Raw genomic sequence first — 15,431 nt, 5'->3', positions numbered from 1 at the left:
CTGCCCTGTCAGGCCGCGACACCGATTCTCGACGCGAGCAGTTCCTTACCCATCTCGGCGCCCTTCTGGCTGTCCGCTTGGGCTCTGCGGAACAGGTCGACGGCCGCCGAATCGCCCACGCGTTCGGCGTCGGCGATGTACGTCTCCAGTCGGAGGGCGTTGTTCAGGCACTGTTCGACGTACCAGATGAGGTTGTAATCCTTGTCTCGGGTTCCCGTGATGTCTCCGGTCTCGGACATGCGGCACTCCTTCCATTCGGTCGTTCCATCTGCGGTCGCTCGCGTTGCCTGCCGAGCGGCCGCCATCGGAGTTCCCCGGTCACCGGGGAACGAAACGCGACGATCACGGTCTGCTGTGAATAGGTGCCCGGGCCGATGTTTGACGGTCGGGACCGCGGGTACTCGAAGCGGCGTGGGTGCAGACGCATCACACGTTCACCACAGGAGAAGGAGGAGATCGATATGGCAGATCCGAACAATCCTGGACAGTTCGGCAACCGGTCGGACACCGAGGAGCAGGCGCACAAGGGCGGCGAGCAGAGCCCCGGCCAGTTCGGTGCCTCCGAGGGCGCCGATCCCGCCGAGGCCGGTCGCAAGGGCGCACAGGACCAGCCCCACGAGGCCAAGGTCCGCGGTGGCGAACACAGCCACGACAACGACAACAGCTGACGGCGCAGCGGGGAGGGATCGCCGACGGCGGTCGCCTCCCCGCCGCCGTCTCAATGAGAGGAGAACCGATGGCGACCTGTGATGTATGCGGAAACTCCTATGACGCTCCGTTGCTGATCTCCGTACAGGAACGAGAAGAACACGGAGTGTATGACAGCTTCGAGTGCGCGATATCGGCACTCGCTCCCCGATGCGCGACCTGCTCGACAACCGTCATCGGCCACGGCGTGCAGTCGGACGGGCGGATGTACTGTTGCGCGGCGTGTGCTGCGCGCATAGGCGATCACGGACACGTCGACCGTGTCGACGCCGGTGTCCCGCGAGATCCGTCATGACGTCCGATCGCACTCCCGGTCTCGACGACCACGGCGAGGACGATCCGGTGGCAGCCCATGCGCCGGCAGACAGCGTCCGCCCGCTGAAAGCGGTAGGACTGATCGGTTACGGACTCGTCCTCGCGGCGTTGGCCTTCTTGGCGGTCGCGCTCACCACGGCCGGCGGCGACACTACGGCGACGCCGTGGATCGTTGCGACAGCCGTGTGCGGCGTCGTTGGAATCTCTTGTATCGCAGCGGTTCGAGTGGCGCTGGTACGTCATCCCGCACACGACCGAGCGCAGCACGATCCATTGATCCCCGAGATCACCCGGGAGGAAGCTCTCGACTACGAGCAGAAGTTTCACGGGCGTCCGGGCTCCGACTGATCCGTGAACGACACGACTCTGAGGAGGCCATGTGGCACACATCGATTCGACCGACATCACGATCGACCGTGCGGGAATGACCGTTCGGTTCGCCGACGGCCACATCCGAGCCGCACCGCTCACAGCGAGGGTGGACACCGACACCGGTGACGTGACATTGCGCACGGACCCCGCTGGTCTGACGAATGTGAGCACGTCCGGACTCGCCGACGACCCGGACTCCGGTGAGACCCTGCGACGACAGGTCGCGACTCCCGGTCGTCTCAGCGGAGCCTCGGTCGCGTTCATCGTCGCGCCGGAGGGCACAGAAGACGCGGAACTGGTCGAGCCATGGACCGCAGTTCGAGAAGCGGGCGGAGCTCCCGCTCTGATCTCGACCGTCTCGGGTGTCGTCCAGACGTTCAATCATCTCGACCGGGCGAACACGTACCCGGTCGATCACCTCGCCACCGAGGTCTCCGCCGAGGAGTTCGATGCGCTGGTGCTTCCGGGAGGCGTGGCCAATCCCGACTATCTGCGTACCCGGAACGACGTCGTCGGGCTGGTGAACGACTTCTTCGCCGCCGGCATCCCGGTCGCCGCGGTGTGCCACGCTCCGTGGACTCTCATCGATGCGGACGTGGTTCGAGGCCGACGGCTCACGTCATGGCCCAGCCTGCGCACCGATCTCGCCAACGCGGGCGCATCCTGGGTCGATCAGCCGGTCGTGACGTGCGACATCGGCCCCAACATCTTGGTGACCAGTCGAGGGCCCGATGACCTCGAGTACTTCTGCAGCACCGTCATCGACACGATCGCGCAGTCTGCGGACGCGCGCCGAAACCCCTAGGAGACGACACATGCCGACACATCGAACGCCCGCCGAACAGCAGAACGCCGACCGATTGATCGAGGTGTTGCAGACCCGCCTCAGTGCATTGAACGATCTGCATCTGACACTCAAGCACGTGCACTGGAATGTGGTGGGCCCCAACTTCATCGGAGTTCATGAGATGATCGACCCCCAAGTCGAGACGGTGCGCCGTTTCGCCGATGTGATCGCCGAGCGCATCGCCACGCTCGGCGGCTCGCCGTCTGGTACGCCCACTGCGATCGAACGCGATCGGACCTGGGACGACTACAGTCTGGGGCGCGACACCGTCGACGCGCATCTCGCCGCTCTCGACCTGGTGTACGACGGCGTGATCGCCTCTCACCGGACCGCGATCGACCTGGCCTCCGAGACGGACCCCGTCTCCGAGGACCTTCTCATCGGTCAGACCGGCGAACTCGAACAGTTTCAGTGGTTCCTGCGCGCTCATCTCGAGAGTCCGCGAGGCGCCGTCCCGCACGCGTCGGAGACCACCGAGACCGGAGCCGCATCAGCGGCTCGCTGACCCTGTCTGTCGACGACGACTGCCGACCGGAAGCAGTCCGGTCGGCAGTCATCTCGACAGGTGGTCCTTCACCCGGTGGCGGGGCCTGAGGCCGCGACCGACGACATCGTCGTGGGGGCGGATCGGTGGCCGACAGTCCGGATCGACTGACCCGAGACGACGCCCGGCACTCGTGCACTCACGACGGCAACAGCTCGTGTCGCAGCTCCGCGATCGATTGCCGGAGCAGCCGGGACACGTGCATCTGCGACAGACCGGTACGCCGCGCGATCGCGCTCTGCGAGAGGTCTTCGTAGAAGCGGAGGCCGAGGATCCTGCGTTCGCGTGGACGCAACCGCGCTAGCGCGGGTCTGAGCGCCTGTGTGTCGTCGACGACGTCGTAACTCGGATCAACCGCCCCGAACAGGTCAACCGTCGACCGATCGTCGGTGCCGCTCACCGGACGATCCAACGAAACGGTCACCGATGCGGCCGCGGCCCGCCGCGCTTCGTCGATCTCAGTGACATCTGTCTGCAGTTCGACGGCCAGTTCCGCGCGTGTGGGCGAACGCCGCAGACGATGCGTCAAGCGACCTTCGGTGTCGGCGACCCGAAGCGACATCTCCTTCGTGCGACGTGGTGCCCGGAGCATCGTGGTTCGGTCACGGAAATGGCGTCGGACCTCGCCCATCACTGTGGGCACCGCGAACGACAGGAAGTCGGAGCCGCGCGCCGGCTGGAACCTGTCGCATGCATGAACCAGGCCCAGTCGGGCCACTTGCAGCAGATCGTCGTGGTTCTCGCCACGACCGCTGAAACGTCGTGCGATGTGCTGAGCGAGCGGAAGGCTTTCCAGCACTGCTTCGTCGCGAAGACGAGCCCTCCTCGGATCGTCGTCGGGCAGAGCTGCTCGCTCCCCGAGGAGTTGTGTCACATGTTCGTACTCGTTGTCCTTCATTTCCCAGAGCTCCTTCTACCGTCGACCGCATAGGAGCGTGAACGCACACGGCGAACGCCCACTGTGCGGTGATGATGCGAATGCCCGGACGCAGTGCGTCTCAGGGCCACGGAACTCGGCTGTTGGTTGAACCGAGTGACCTCGACACTACCGCTTCCCAGGACGTGGGGAAAGGACTTCGGCGATTCTCACGACCGATTCGACGAGCGCGCTGCCTTGGCGTTCGCGTGCTCGATCGCATCGACGAGTTCGGCCTTCCGCATAGTCGAACGCCCTCTGATGTCGAGGTCCCGGGCGATGTCCATCAGGTGTGCCTTGCTCGCCTCAGCGTCGACTCCCCCGTGGCTCGTTCCGGAGGCGTCAGGTCCGCCGCTGCGGTCGCGCTCATCGGAGGGACCTCGTTCGTCTTTGGCCACCCATCGATCTCCCACTCGCTCGTACGAGTGCTTCAGCGCACTGTAGGCCACGCGGTGCGCGGACTCTTCCGATCCGTACTCCTTGAGCGCACTGTCGTGTGCCTCGGCGAACGTACGCTGTGCCTTCTTCGATGATCGGGCCACCGTCGCCGGCAGCTCGCTCTTCACCGGACGGCCTTCCTGGTCTGTCTTCGGCATGTGAACTCCTTCTCGTTGTGTGGACGTTCGAATTCTGTTTCTCACCCCGGGTGCGTCTCCCCGCCGATCGGTGCGAGCACCTCGCCGGTGTAGTACGAGGACAGCTGCGGTGCGGCGAAGAACACGTACGACGGCGCGATCTCGTCGGGCTGAGCCGCCCGTCCCATCGGGGCCTGCTCGCCGAAGTCCTTCACCTCGTCTGCCGGCAGCGTCGCCGGTATCAGCGGGGTCCAGACCGGTCCGGGGGCGACACAGTTGACACGGATCCTGCGGTCCATCAACGCCTGTGCCAGCGACATGGTGAAGGCGTGTACCGCGCCCTTCGTCGCCGAATAGTCGATCAACGTCTTGTTTCCACGCAGCCCGTTGACCGAGCCGGTGTTGATGATCGTGCCACCGGGCGTGAGATGGTCGAGTGCGGCTCGCGTCGTGTGAAAACAGCTGTCGATATTGACGGCGAAGGTCCGCGACCACTGTTCATCCGTTAGTTCGGACAGATCGTCCACCGGCGCCTGATACGCGACGTTGTTGACGAGGATGTCGAGACCGCCCAGGTCGCCGACGGTCCGTTCGACGACGTCGACGCATGCGGAACGGTCCGCCAGGTCGGCCCGATACGCCGCCGCCCGCCGACCCTGATCACGTACGAGATCGGTGGTCCGCCGGGCGTCCTCCTCCTCGGAGAGGTACGCTATCGCGACATCTGCGCCTTCCTTCGCGAAGGCGATCGCAACCGCTCGCCCGATCCCAGAGTCGCCTCCGGTGACCAAGGCGCATCGTCCTTCCAACAGTCCTCGACCGACGTAGTCACGCATGGTGTCCCGTGGCTGGTCACTCATCTCGGACGTCTCGCCCGGATAGTCGATCGTGGGATCGTTAGGGTTCTTCTCGGTAGACATGTATGCCGAGTGCCCCGCGCCGCACGGTGTCAAACGTTCTGCGGTCTGCAGATCGGCCGCGGAGACGAACGTCAGCCGGACAGCGCCTGTGGTGACAGCGCCTTCAACATGGCCAGTGTCCAATCGAGTTGACGTAGCGTGTCAGGTCGACAACGTGTCGCCAATCGGACGAAGGTCCCGCCATGCCGCGAGGCTTGAGCACCCTGTGCGAGCATCAACCAGTCGACGGCGACGCCTGTCGCCTTCAGATGCAAGCGCCGCAGGTCGTCCAGGATTGTCAACGCGTCATCGACGTTCGGCCCCGTACGGTCGATCGTTCTGCCGAAGTCGTCGTCGGTGCGGGTGAGCGGCATCGGTTCGAGGCGCACACCGGACTCGGTCGCGGTATCGATGATCGCCTGGGTGTGACGACGCGACCATCGAGCGAGTTCACGAGCCGTGTAGTGGACTTCGTAGTCGCCGTCGTGACGGCGGCTGACCCCGTCGAGATCGAGCGAGAGTCCTCGTTCTCCCCGGTGGAGCTCACTCAGCACCAGTGCGAGACCGGTCATCGCATGCTCCGCTCGTCTCGGCCGTGTCTCCGATGGATCCTCGCAGCGGCGGTCTTGAACACGGGCTGCTTAGCCTCGATCCACCGATGAGTCCTGGGTGGGCGGGGTCGGTGTGATCGCCGCCTGGTGAGGTAGCGGGGGCAGGGCTGGGTTCCGGGCGTCGCATCCCGGTCGTCCACTGGGTCTCGGTCGTGCCGCGGGTTGCGGCGGTGGTCAGCTGGCCGTTGCCGGTGGTGGTGCGTGCGTGACTGCGAACAGTCGTGCGAAGGCGGTCTGCCAGGGCCAGGCCTCGGGCAGGTGCAACGTGACCCGGCGCGCGGAGCGTGCCAGGCGTGCGGGAATGTGGATGAGGGTGCGGCGGATGGTCGCGGTCGTGGCTCTCGCGAGTCGTCCGGCGCGGTCGGCGATGACCCCGGCCGTGCGGGTGAGGTTGAACGTGATCACGGCGAGGACGAGCCAGGCGCTGTTCGCGGTGAACACCCCGGAGGGCAGGTGCGCGAGTGGCCCGTTCTTCAGGTCGGCGTGGACTTGCTCGATGATCGCGTGGCCGCGGTGGGTCTTGTCCGCGGCAACGGTGTCCGTGACGTTCTTGTCGGTGGTGGTGAAGAACGCGTGGTGCCGCCAGGTGTCGAACAGTGTCGGCTGCTCCACCTTGTTCGGGTTCAGGTCAGGGATCCGGCGCACCACGAGCCGCCCCGCGATTTGCTCCGCCTTCTTCCTCGAGCGGAACGCAGTGAACGGGATCTCGGCGACCTCGGCCTTCGAGATCAGTTGCCCGGTGGTCTCGTCACGGATCGCGTCGGTGTACTCGATCATCTCCCATGCGTCATCGGGGATGGTAGCGATCGCGGCTTTCACCGCCGGATCCATCCGCACCGTGACCGACACGTCCGCGCCAGCGCTGATCGCGGTGCCGATGGTGGCGTGGCCGTAGAACGCGGAGTCCGCGCGCAGCAACGGCCTGGCACCGCTGCCGGGGTTCGAGCGGCGGAGGGTGGCGAGGGCGTCGCCGACGATCCGCGCGGCGCCTTTCGGGGACCCGATCTTGCCCTGCCGCAACCGCTGGGCGAGGATCACCGGCGCCGACGAGGTCGTCGATGCCGTGGCGAGGAGTGCGTTCAGGCCGCGGACGCCGGAGTACCCGAACGAGGCGCCCTGCTTCTGATACCCGTGGACTTCGATGATGGTGTCGTCCAGATCCACCATCACCTGCTCATCGCCGTGCGCGTGCAGCAGCGGCGCCGTCGAAACGAGGCTCTGAAGCACCCGGGAGGCGATGGCGTCGAGTTGGCGGACATGTCCGAAGGTGAACGCGCGCAGGAACGATCCCAGCGTCGACGGCGCGTAGGTCCTCGCGAACAACCGGCCCATTCCGCCGTGGCGGAGCAGGTTCATGTCGTCGATCGAGTCCGCCCCGGCGAGCATCCCCGCCACCAACGCCATCACCTTGCCGCCGGCGTTGGAGCCCTTGTCCGTCGGCACCGTCAACCGGGCCTGCGACAGCGAAACGAGCCCCGCGGCCCGCGCGAGTCGCAGCATCGGGACCAGGCCGACCGCCGACACGACATTCGGGTCATCGAACACTGCCGACACCGCGGCGGGAGCGTGCTTGAATTGCATCTACGAGATGCCTCTCTGGCTGGGCGAATAGGACCTTAGACAAGCTCTATTCTTCCCGGTCAGAGGGGCATCTCTGCGTCAGGACACCCGCTGAACACCCCGACTCATCGGTGGATCGAGGTTTAGCAGGAGAGCCCCTGTGAACAGGGGTTTTCGTTGTGGTCCCGGCTGGGATCGAACCAGCGACCTTCCCGGTGTGAACGGGACGCTCTTCCACTGAGCCACGGGACCGTATGAAGTTGAACTGCTGCGCGATGAGCACCGGGGCGCTTCGCACGAGAAATGAGACTACACACCAGTCCGAGGAGACGGCAAATCACCTCGTCGCCACCGCTCGGACCACGATCTGGCACCACGTGGACACCCCTGCGTGAGCCGAGCAGAGCCCAGACCTGCCGAAACACATACGTGTAACTCCCCCACCTGCCGATTTGTCATAACGTCGGCCGTACCCGTATTGTTCATGTCGCTGCCGAACAGCCCACAAGGCGATCGGCAGCATGCGGATGTAGCGCAGCTGGTAGCGCATCACCTTGCCAAGGTGAGGGTCGCGGGTTCGAATCCCGTCATCCGCTCGGAGCGAGGCTAGGACGTATCTCGCACGTGGTGGCGTGGCCGAGTGGTGAGGCAACGGCCTGCAAAGCCGTGCACACGGGTTCGATTCCCGTCGCCACCTCCACCACAGTTTCATATCCCGCGCGATTAGCTCAGTGGGAGAGCGCTTCCCTGACACGGAAGAGGTCACAAGTTCAATCCTTGTATCGCGCACCACCAGGTCGGCCCCGGCTCGTCGAGCCGGGGCCGACCTGTTTCCATTCGACCAAGCGTCCGACGTGACACCACGAGCGGCGCCGTCTCCCGCCGACGACTGGGTCCACGGTCTCGTTGCGACCGCGATTCCGACCACCCGAGCCTTCGCCTTCTCCCCGACCGGCACCTCAGATGCCGCCGTTCCATCTTCGCTTCGCCGCCGGTCGAGCCTTCCACCCGCCTGCGATCGACGAAAACCACACGCGGACAACGCTGTCCGGTCGACGCGGGCCTGCCGCGAACCGAGCCTGACGACCTGGCGATTTGTCATCGACGACGACTACCCGCTAATGTTTCTTCTCGCTGGCCGGGAACATCCCGGGAAGCGATGCGGATGTAGCGCAGCTGGTAGCGCATCACCTTGCCAAGGTGAGGGTCGCGGGTTCGAATCCCGTCATCCGCTCGGAAACGAGTTTGAAAATCTCGTCACGGTGGCGTGGCCGAGTGGTGAGGCAACGGCCTGCAAAGCCGTGCACACGGGTTCGATTCCCGTCGCCACCTCCACTGGAGAACAACTTAACAAGTCCTGCGCGATTAGCTCAGTGGGAGAGCGCTTCCCTGACACGGAAGAGGTCACAAGTTCAATCCTTGTATCGCGCACCACCGCAGGCCCGTCGTTCGTTCGACGGGCCTGTGTCGTTCTGTTGATTAACCTCCACGCATGAGCCGCTGCATCCATCGCTACTCGGTTGCCCTCGCCACGATCTGTCTCGCCGCCGGCTGCTCGTCCGCCGCGACACCTACTCCCCTGCACCTCCCGGAATCGTCGACGACGGTCGAGTTCACCTACATCGGATCGTCCACGCCGCCGCCCTATCACGAGGAGTACGTCGTCGAGATCTCCGACGGAGAGGCGACGGCGCGCATCGGCACCTACAGAACCGTTCGAGGAACCGTCGATCCCGAATCGACCTCGCGCACCACCGTCCGACCAGCGCAGTGGCAGACGATGGTCGACGCGCTCACCGCATTGCCGGACCCGGTCGAGGGTGAGGACGGCTGCGCCGGAGGTTCCACGTACGCTGTCCTCGTGAAGGATGCCGGCCGGACCGTCGTCGACCGTTCGGACTACGCCTGCGGGTCCGGTTCGGATGCGGTCGTCGACGCGTACACGGCGTTCATCGCTCCGATAGCCCCAGCGTTAGGACTTCCGTAACCGTGCCAAGCCTCGCGATGCTGTTCCAGAGCCACCTCGATCCCGCACTCACCGGCGAACGACTCCGCGAGCAGATGCTCGCCGACTTCGCCGATCTCGATCCGGCACTCCTGACGGTCGACCCCGCGGAGAACCCGTCCGACGACCGTCCGCTGTCGCTGTCGTACGGCGACACGATGATCGCGCTGATGGGCATTCCCGCCACCGTCGGCGACGATCTCGCCGCGATCGCCCAGTACAGCCGACTCTGGCCCGACACCGTCCCGGCGCCGACCGACTACAGCGCACACACGATCGTCACCGTGATGCGGCCCGGCGAGGACACGACGCACACCGACGCCATCGACGACGCGACACTGCTGTCGAAGGTCATCGCCTCCGCCGTCGCGGTCTCCGAATCCGTCGTCGCCGTCTACTTCGGCAGCGCCGACCACGTCGTGGTGCCGAAGCTGTTCCGCGACCTCGCCATCGAAACCCTCCCCGACCCGATCCTCCCGGCATGGGTGGCGCTGAACGTCGCGCCGCGTGCCGACGGCGTGATGACCGGTCACACGCGCGGCATGGACATGCTCGGACTGATGGACATCGAGATCGTCGAATCGCCGGAGAGCGCCGAAGACACGTTCGCACGTCTGGCGAACATCTCGATCTACCAGTTGCAGAACGGTCCGGTCATCGGCGACGGGCATTCGCTCGGCGCCACCGAGGACGCCGAGTTGTTCGCCATGCACGCGCCGTCCGCCCTGAACCCGGACAAGACGGTCCTGCAGCTCACGTTCGCCTCCGACGGTGAACAGCCGGTCGCACCGACGGCCGCGGAGCCGACGCGCAAACGCGGCTGGTTCCGAAAGAAGTAGCGCGGTACTCGAACACAGCGGACAACTCTGTCGCAGCCACACACTACTGTGTGCACATGGCGATCGAGTCCTTCTCCCAACTCCGTGCCGGCCAACGACTCTCGGGACGGTGGCGCGAGAGCGTCGACCTCGTCGCGGTGAATCTGGTCGGGGAGACCACGGCGACGCTCATCGTCCGCGATGAGCGTCTCGGCATCCGCGACGAACTCGTCTTCGCCGATGACCTGACACGTATCACCATCGAGAAGCCGACGGCCGCATCGTGGACGTTCGACGCCGACCCGCACCGTTTCCGCATTGCGACGGAGGCGTTGCGGATCGGCAGGACGGCGGCGCACGACCGGATGGCGGCCGTCGGCACCAGCGACATCTCCCCTCTTCCCCACCAGATCCGCGCGGTGTACGGCGAACTGCTGCCGCGCACACCGCTCCGGTTCCTCCTCGCCGACGATCCCGGAGCGGGTAAGACGGTGATGGCCGGACTGTATGCGAAAGAACTGCAGCTGCGCGGCGACCTGACCCGCATGCTGATCGTCGCACCGGGCGGCCTCGTCGAGCAGTGGAAGGATGAGCTGCTCACCAAGTTCGGCATCGTCACCACGCTCCTGACTCGGGAGTTGATCAATGTCAGCCCGGGCGGCGACCCGTTCGCCGAGCATCCGTTGATGATCGCCCGGATGGATCAGCTCGCTCGCGATCCGGAGCTGATCGGACACCTGGAGAACACCGAGTGGGACCTGGTCGTGGTCGACGAGGCCCACCGCATGTCCGCCGCGTGGAACGGCCCCGACCTGGAGGTACGGGAGACTGCTCGGTTCAGACTCGGTCGCGTCCTGGGGTCGGTGACCCGCAATCTGCTGCTCATGACCGCCACCCCGCACGCCGGGAACGATGAGAACTTCGAGTTGTTCCTGTCGCTGCTCGACGAGGACCGGTACGCCGGACGCCGACGCGGCGGCGGTGCGGTCGACACATCCGGCATCATGCGCCGGATGGTCAAGGAGGAGCTGTTGACGTTCGAGGGACGCCCGCTGTTTCCCGAACGCATCGCCGAGACCGTGCCCTACGAGCTCTCCGACGGCGAAGCCGAGCTGTACGAGGCGGTCACCCGGTATGTACGGGTGGAGATGAATCGCGCGGCGTCGTCGCCGGATTCGCCGAAGCGACGCACTGTCGGGTTCGCGTTGACCGTCCTGCAACGCCGCCTCGCATCGAGCACGCACGCGGTGCTCCGCAGCCTGCACCGTCGCCGCGATCGGCTCACCACGCGGCGAGCCGATCTGATCGCCGGCCGGATCCCCGTCGACGACCGCATCGCCCTTCCCTCACCGGATCTGTTCGACGACCCGGACGAGTTCACCGCCGAAGAGTTCGAGCAGCTGGAAGAGGAGGTGGTCGACGCGGCGACCGCGGCACGAACCGTCGCCGAACTCGACACCGAGATCGGGATACTGACCGATCTCGTCGCCCTCGCGACGCGGGTGCGCGACCGCGGCGACGACCGCAAGTGGGCGGAGCTGCGCGGACTGCTCACCGACCGCCGACTGTTGCGCGACACCGATGGCGCGCCGCGGAAGCTCATCGTGTTCACCGAGCACAAGGACACGCTCGACTACCTCGTCGCACAGATCCGCAACGTCCTCGGCTCCGACGACGCGGTGCTGACGATTCACGGCGGCACCAGACGCACCGACCGCGTCGCTGTGCGCGAGCAGTTCACCAACGAGCCCGATCGGGTCGTTCTGGTCGCGACCGATGCCGCGGGTGAGGGTCTCAACCTGCAGGCCGCCCATCTGATGGTGAACTACGACCTGCCGTGGAACCCGAACCGGTTGGAGCAGCGTTTCGGGCGCATTCACCGCATCGGGCAGCGCCACGTGTGCCGTCTGTGGAACATCGTCGCCGCGGACACCCGCGAAGGGCAGGTCTACACGCGGCTGCTCGCCAAGATGGAGCAGCAGCGGGCGGCGTACGGCGGCAAGCTCTTCGACGTGCTCGGCGACGAAGCGTTCGGCGGCAGGCCGCTGCGCGACTTGCTGTGGGACGCGGTGCTCTACGGTGACGATCCGGCGCGGCTCGACGAGATCGAACGCGTCGTCGACCGGGAGGTGGCGGCGGGTTGCGAGGCACTGGTGTCCGAGCGTGCGCTGGCCCGCGAGACTCTCGATCCGGTGGAGATGGACCGGCTGCGCCGCGAGATGGACGAGGCCACCGCCCGGCGGCTGCAGCCGCACTACATCGAGCAGTTCTTCACGCGGGCGTTCGCCACGTTCGGAGGGCGACTGATCAGACGCGAAACGGGCCGCTTCCAGATCTCCAACGTCCCGGCGTCGTTGCGCAACCGTCCGGCACGCCGCGAGCACGGGTGGCGGCCGGTGACACGCGCCTACGAGCGGGTCACGTTCGAGCCGACCGCGGTCTCGTCGTCGGTCACGCGGGCGGAACTGTTGGCACCGGGTCATCCGCTGCTCGATGCGGTCCTCGACGGTGTCGTGGAACGCGATCGCGACCTGCTCACGTCGGGGGCCACGTTGTTCGATCCCTCCGATCCCGGAACCAAGCCGTATGCGGTGGTGGCGGTCTCGTCCGAGATCGTCGACGGGACCGGCGTCGTGGTCAGTCGACGGTTCGCGTTCGTCGCGGTCGGAGCCGACGGCGCCGTGAGCGATGCCGGGACGGCTCCGCAGCTCGACCTGGCTCCCCTGCCCGATCCCACGGTGGCCGAGGCCGCGCGGGGTGCGCTGTCGGCGGCGTTCGCCGACGATGCGACGCGCTGGTTGACCGGCACCGGCGTCCCCGAGCATCTGTCCGAGGTGACCGCTCGGATCGTGCCGGAGGTCGACAAGGTCGAGAACGCTGTCCGCTCACGGCTGGTCGATCAGGTGAACTTCCTCGACGCCGAAGCGGCGCGGCGACGGGAGGAGAACGAGTCCGGAAATGGGTCGAAGCGTCGACGGCGGATCAGTCCTGAGCGGTTGACTCGCCAGGCACGCGATCTCGAAGCTCGACTGTCGCACCGACTGACCGAGCTGGCCGACGAACGCGCGCTCTCGGCACGCCCACCCCGGGTGGAGACGGCGTTCGTCGTCGTGCCCGCCGGATTCGTCGGCGGCGATGTCGCCCGCCATGCGGCGGACACGATGGCGACGGATGCGCGCGCCGTCGCCGCGGTGTTGGCTGCCGAGCATCGGCTGGGTCGCTCGGCCGAGGAGATGCCGCACAACAACAAGGGATACGACGTGCTGTCGACACCCGCTCCGCTGCCGGACGGTTCGCGGCCGCCGTCGATCTTCATCGAGGTCAAGGGACGGATCGTCGGCGCCGACACGGTGACCGTCTCGTACAACCAGGTCCAGCACGGCAAGAACACCGGCGCGAACCACCGTTTGGCGCTGGTCGCGGTGAGTCCGGAGGGGCCGGAGTTCGACGAGGTGCGGTATCTGACGAATCACTTCCACGACATCGACATGGGCGATGTCGATGTGAGCAGCGTCGACCTCGACTGGAAGAAGTCGTGGACCAAGGCGTCGGCGCCGCACTGAGAAGACCGGTCGAGGACGACTGGGCGAGAAGAACTGGGCGAGCGTCATGCGACGACGTCCGCCCTCACGCACCGCCGGGCCCCGGGTCAGAACGGCGGTTCGCCCCAGTCCGCGAATTCCGCGTTCGGCATCGGCACACCCGCACGGGCACGACGGTTCGCCGCCCGGATCCTCATCCGATACCGATGCTTGGCCCGCGTCCGCGTCAACGGACGTACCGGCCCCGAACCCACATCAACCGCATCGACATCAACCACCCGCCCCGGATGCGAACACGGCAACAAACCCAGCTCCGGCACCAACCACGAATTCAACGCCCGAGCACGCACCGTGATCCCCTCCGGCGTCGTGATCTCCGTCCACACCACACCAGTCGCATCAACGATCAGATCATCGACCCACCCGCGAACATGAGTCTTCAGCCCGTGATGGAACCGACAGCGCGGGACGAGATTGCACGGACACGTCGGGCCACCAGCCGCCGGATCCGCATGATCGTATTCCTGGACATGATCCAAGTCGCAGTTCCACGCGGCCTCGACACATCCGATCACCGAGCACTCACCGTGCAGTGCACGCACCGCGGTATCGCAGGCCGCCGTCGGCCGGTACCCGTCGGCGGCCTGCGCGGTCCCGTTCATCAGCTCACCCACATCCAAAGTGCGGGCGGTGGTGTCACCACGCTGCGCGACCTCGCGAGCATGCTCGGCCGAGATCGGACCGAACCCGTCGAGGAACGCCGGCGTCTCCGAATCACCCTCCAGGGATTCGCGACGGGCGATCACATGCAGCACGATCTTGCTCGCACGCCCGGCGATCTCCTCCTCCGACAACCGAGCCGGACAGTCATCCTCACCGCACCGACAGGTGAACGGCACACCACGCAGCCGAGCGATCGCCGCATCCGAGCGACGGACCTGCTTACTCCGCGGATCCCCCTCGCACACTCCCTCGACAACAGTGTCGAGTGACTTCTTCGCCAGTTCGACATCCTCGGCGGCAGCAGTGACCGACAGCTCCGACAGTTCCGTATCGACCGGAGCCGTGACGACCTTCTTCCCGACCTTGGCCGCCTCCCGAGCAGCCAGCGCCGCATCAGCGTCGTACTCGGCGACGACACCGTTGACTGTCATCTCGACCCGGCTCGCCGACAGAGCACCCATCTCCCGCAGCCGCGCCGCGGCCTCGTGATCGATCACCGCGAGAACATCCTCATCGAGCACTCCCTCGGTCTGCGCCAACGCGGCGTGAAACCAGCCCGGCGTCAACACCCCATCACGCATCAGCTTGCCCAGTTCGGGGACACGCTCCATCATCGAGATCGCCCGATCAACGAACCGCTCCGCAGTGAACTGCCTACTACCGGTCAACACCGCGTACGAGGCCGCGGTCTGGCACAACGGATCGTAGACCCGCGAAAACGAGTCCACACCGACCTCCGACGCCGCATCGACGGCGGCAGCGACCTTGCCCTCCCACACCCGATAGACCGCGACGTACCGCTGCCACAGAATGAAACCCTGAAACGAATCCGACCGCGCCGCGAACTGCAACAACGCCGCCTGATCGACATCAGCACCCTGCGCCGTCTCCGGCACCGCGATCCGAACGATGATCGCACCATCCTCGACCGCGATCGTCGAGGCTTTCTGGTCCCCCAACGTGGTGTGCATCCCAACCCCCATGATCGAACGTACA

At 66.0% G+C, this 15,431-nt stretch carries 14 protein-coding genes and 7 tRNA genes; 13 read left to right on the top strand and 8 right to left on the bottom strand.

The genetic code is table 11. The annotated features are described in order from the left end of the window. Positions 1-8: 8 nt before the first annotated feature. Entirely contained in the window at positions 9-239 is a 231-nt protein-coding gene (locus tag BKA16_RS13920; protein WP_183371199.1) for a hypothetical protein, read from the bottom strand. Between the two features lie 222 nt (positions 240-461). Here BKA16_RS13920 and BKA16_RS13915 point away from each other — a divergent pair, with 222 nt between their 5' ends. The 4 genes from BKA16_RS13915 to BKA16_RS13900 all read left to right on the top strand — a co-directional run bounded on the left by BKA16_RS13915 (position 462) and on the right by BKA16_RS13900 (position 2,747). After that, on the top strand, positions 462-668 hold the full coding sequence (locus BKA16_RS13915; protein WP_183371198.1) for a hypothetical protein: 207 nt from the start codon (positions 462-464) through the stop codon (positions 666-668). 331 nt (positions 669-999) lie between these two features. Further along, positions 1,000-1,371: a hypothetical protein gene (locus BKA16_RS13910; RefSeq protein ID WP_246371773.1), complete on the top strand. Its 372-nt coding sequence runs from the start codon at positions 1,000-1,002 to the stop codon at positions 1,369-1,371. Between the two features lie 31 nt (positions 1,372-1,402). Continuing rightward, positions 1,403-2,200, top strand: a complete 798-nt coding sequence (locus tag BKA16_RS13905) for a type 1 glutamine amidotransferase domain-containing protein (RefSeq protein WP_382427403.1) — start codon at positions 1,403-1,405, stop codon at positions 2,198-2,200. A 10-nt stretch (positions 2,201-2,210) separates the two neighbouring features. Then, complete coding sequence (locus tag BKA16_RS13900) at positions 2,211-2,747, top strand: Dps family protein (RefSeq protein WP_183371197.1); 537 nt, start codon at positions 2,211-2,213, stop codon at positions 2,745-2,747. A gap of 178 nt (positions 2,748-2,925) precedes the next feature. Here BKA16_RS13900 and BKA16_RS13895 read toward each other — a convergent pair whose 3' ends face one another. The 6 genes from BKA16_RS13895 to BKA16_RS13870 all read right to left on the bottom strand — a co-directional run bounded on the left by BKA16_RS13895 (position 2,926) and on the right by BKA16_RS13870 (position 7,599). Continuing rightward, entirely contained in the window at positions 2,926-3,684 is a 759-nt protein-coding gene (locus BKA16_RS13895) for a SigB/SigF/SigG family RNA polymerase sigma factor (RefSeq protein ID WP_183371196.1), read from the bottom strand. Positions 3,685-3,872: 188 nt separating this feature from the next. Continuing rightward, positions 3,873-4,298 (bottom strand): ChaB family protein, encoded by a 426-nt coding sequence (locus tag BKA16_RS13890; RefSeq protein WP_183371195.1) that lies wholly within the window; start codon positions 4,296-4,298, stop codon positions 3,873-3,875. Positions 4,299-4,339: 41 nt separating this feature from the next. Continuing rightward, positions 4,340-5,197, bottom strand: a complete 858-nt coding sequence (locus BKA16_RS13885; RefSeq protein WP_183371194.1) for an SDR family oxidoreductase — start codon at positions 5,195-5,197, stop codon at positions 4,340-4,342. Positions 5,198-5,268: 71 nt separating this feature from the next. Continuing rightward, positions 5,269-5,748: a hypothetical protein gene (locus BKA16_RS13880; protein ID WP_183371193.1), complete on the bottom strand. Its 480-nt coding sequence runs from the start codon at positions 5,746-5,748 to the stop codon at positions 5,269-5,271. 213 nt (positions 5,749-5,961) lie between these two features. Then, positions 5,962-7,368, bottom strand: a complete 1,407-nt coding sequence (locus tag BKA16_RS13875) for an IS1380 family transposase (RefSeq protein ID WP_183368742.1) — start codon at positions 7,366-7,368, stop codon at positions 5,962-5,964. Between the two features lie 159 nt (positions 7,369-7,527). Then, a tRNA-Val gene (locus tag BKA16_RS13870) sits at positions 7,528-7,599 on the bottom strand. A 271-nt stretch (positions 7,600-7,870) separates the two neighbouring features. Here BKA16_RS13870 and BKA16_RS13865 point away from each other — a divergent pair. The 9 genes from BKA16_RS13865 to BKA16_RS13825 all read left to right on the top strand — a co-directional run bounded on the left by BKA16_RS13865 (position 7,871) and on the right by BKA16_RS13825 (position 13,733). Next, positions 7,871-7,943 (top strand) — tRNA-Gly (locus BKA16_RS13865). Positions 7,944-7,973: 30 nt separating this feature from the next. Continuing rightward, positions 7,974-8,047, top strand: a tRNA-Cys gene (locus tag BKA16_RS13860). A gap of 17 nt (positions 8,048-8,064) precedes the next feature. Then, positions 8,065-8,139: transfer RNA gene (locus BKA16_RS13855), tRNA-Val, on the top strand. Positions 8,140-8,508: 369 nt separating this feature from the next. Continuing rightward, a tRNA-Gly gene (locus tag BKA16_RS13850) sits at positions 8,509-8,581 on the top strand. A 27-nt stretch (positions 8,582-8,608) separates the two neighbouring features. Beyond that, positions 8,609-8,682 (top strand) — tRNA-Cys (locus BKA16_RS13845). A 24-nt stretch (positions 8,683-8,706) separates the two neighbouring features. Further along, positions 8,707-8,781, top strand: a tRNA-Val gene (locus BKA16_RS13840). A gap of 58 nt (positions 8,782-8,839) precedes the next feature. Further along, on the top strand, positions 8,840-9,334 hold the full coding sequence (locus tag BKA16_RS13835; protein ID WP_183371192.1) for a hypothetical protein: 495 nt from the start codon (positions 8,840-8,842) through the stop codon (positions 9,332-9,334). A 2-nt stretch (positions 9,335-9,336) separates the two neighbouring features. After that, positions 9,337-10,191 (top strand): DUF4261 domain-containing protein, encoded by an 855-nt coding sequence (locus BKA16_RS13830; protein ID WP_183371191.1) that lies wholly within the window; start codon positions 9,337-9,339, stop codon positions 10,189-10,191. A gap of 56 nt (positions 10,192-10,247) precedes the next feature. Further along, positions 10,248-13,733 (top strand): helicase-related protein, encoded by a 3,486-nt coding sequence (locus tag BKA16_RS13825; protein ID WP_183371190.1) that lies wholly within the window; start codon positions 10,248-10,250, stop codon positions 13,731-13,733. Positions 13,734-13,819: 86 nt separating this feature from the next. Here BKA16_RS13825 and BKA16_RS13820 read toward each other — a convergent pair whose 3' ends face one another. Then, entirely contained in the window at positions 13,820-15,406 is a 1,587-nt protein-coding gene (locus BKA16_RS13820) for a DUF222 domain-containing protein (RefSeq protein WP_183371189.1), read from the bottom strand. Between the last annotated feature and the right edge of the window lie 25 nt (positions 15,407-15,431).

Origin of the sequence: Gordonia humi (assembly GCF_014197435.1) — a bacterium.
GTDB classification, from domain to species: Bacteria; Actinomycetota; Actinomycetes; order Mycobacteriales; family Mycobacteriaceae; genus Gordonia; species Gordonia humi.
Note: the sequence above shows the minus strand (reverse complement) of the source record. Positions and strands in the feature narration are given on the sequence as shown.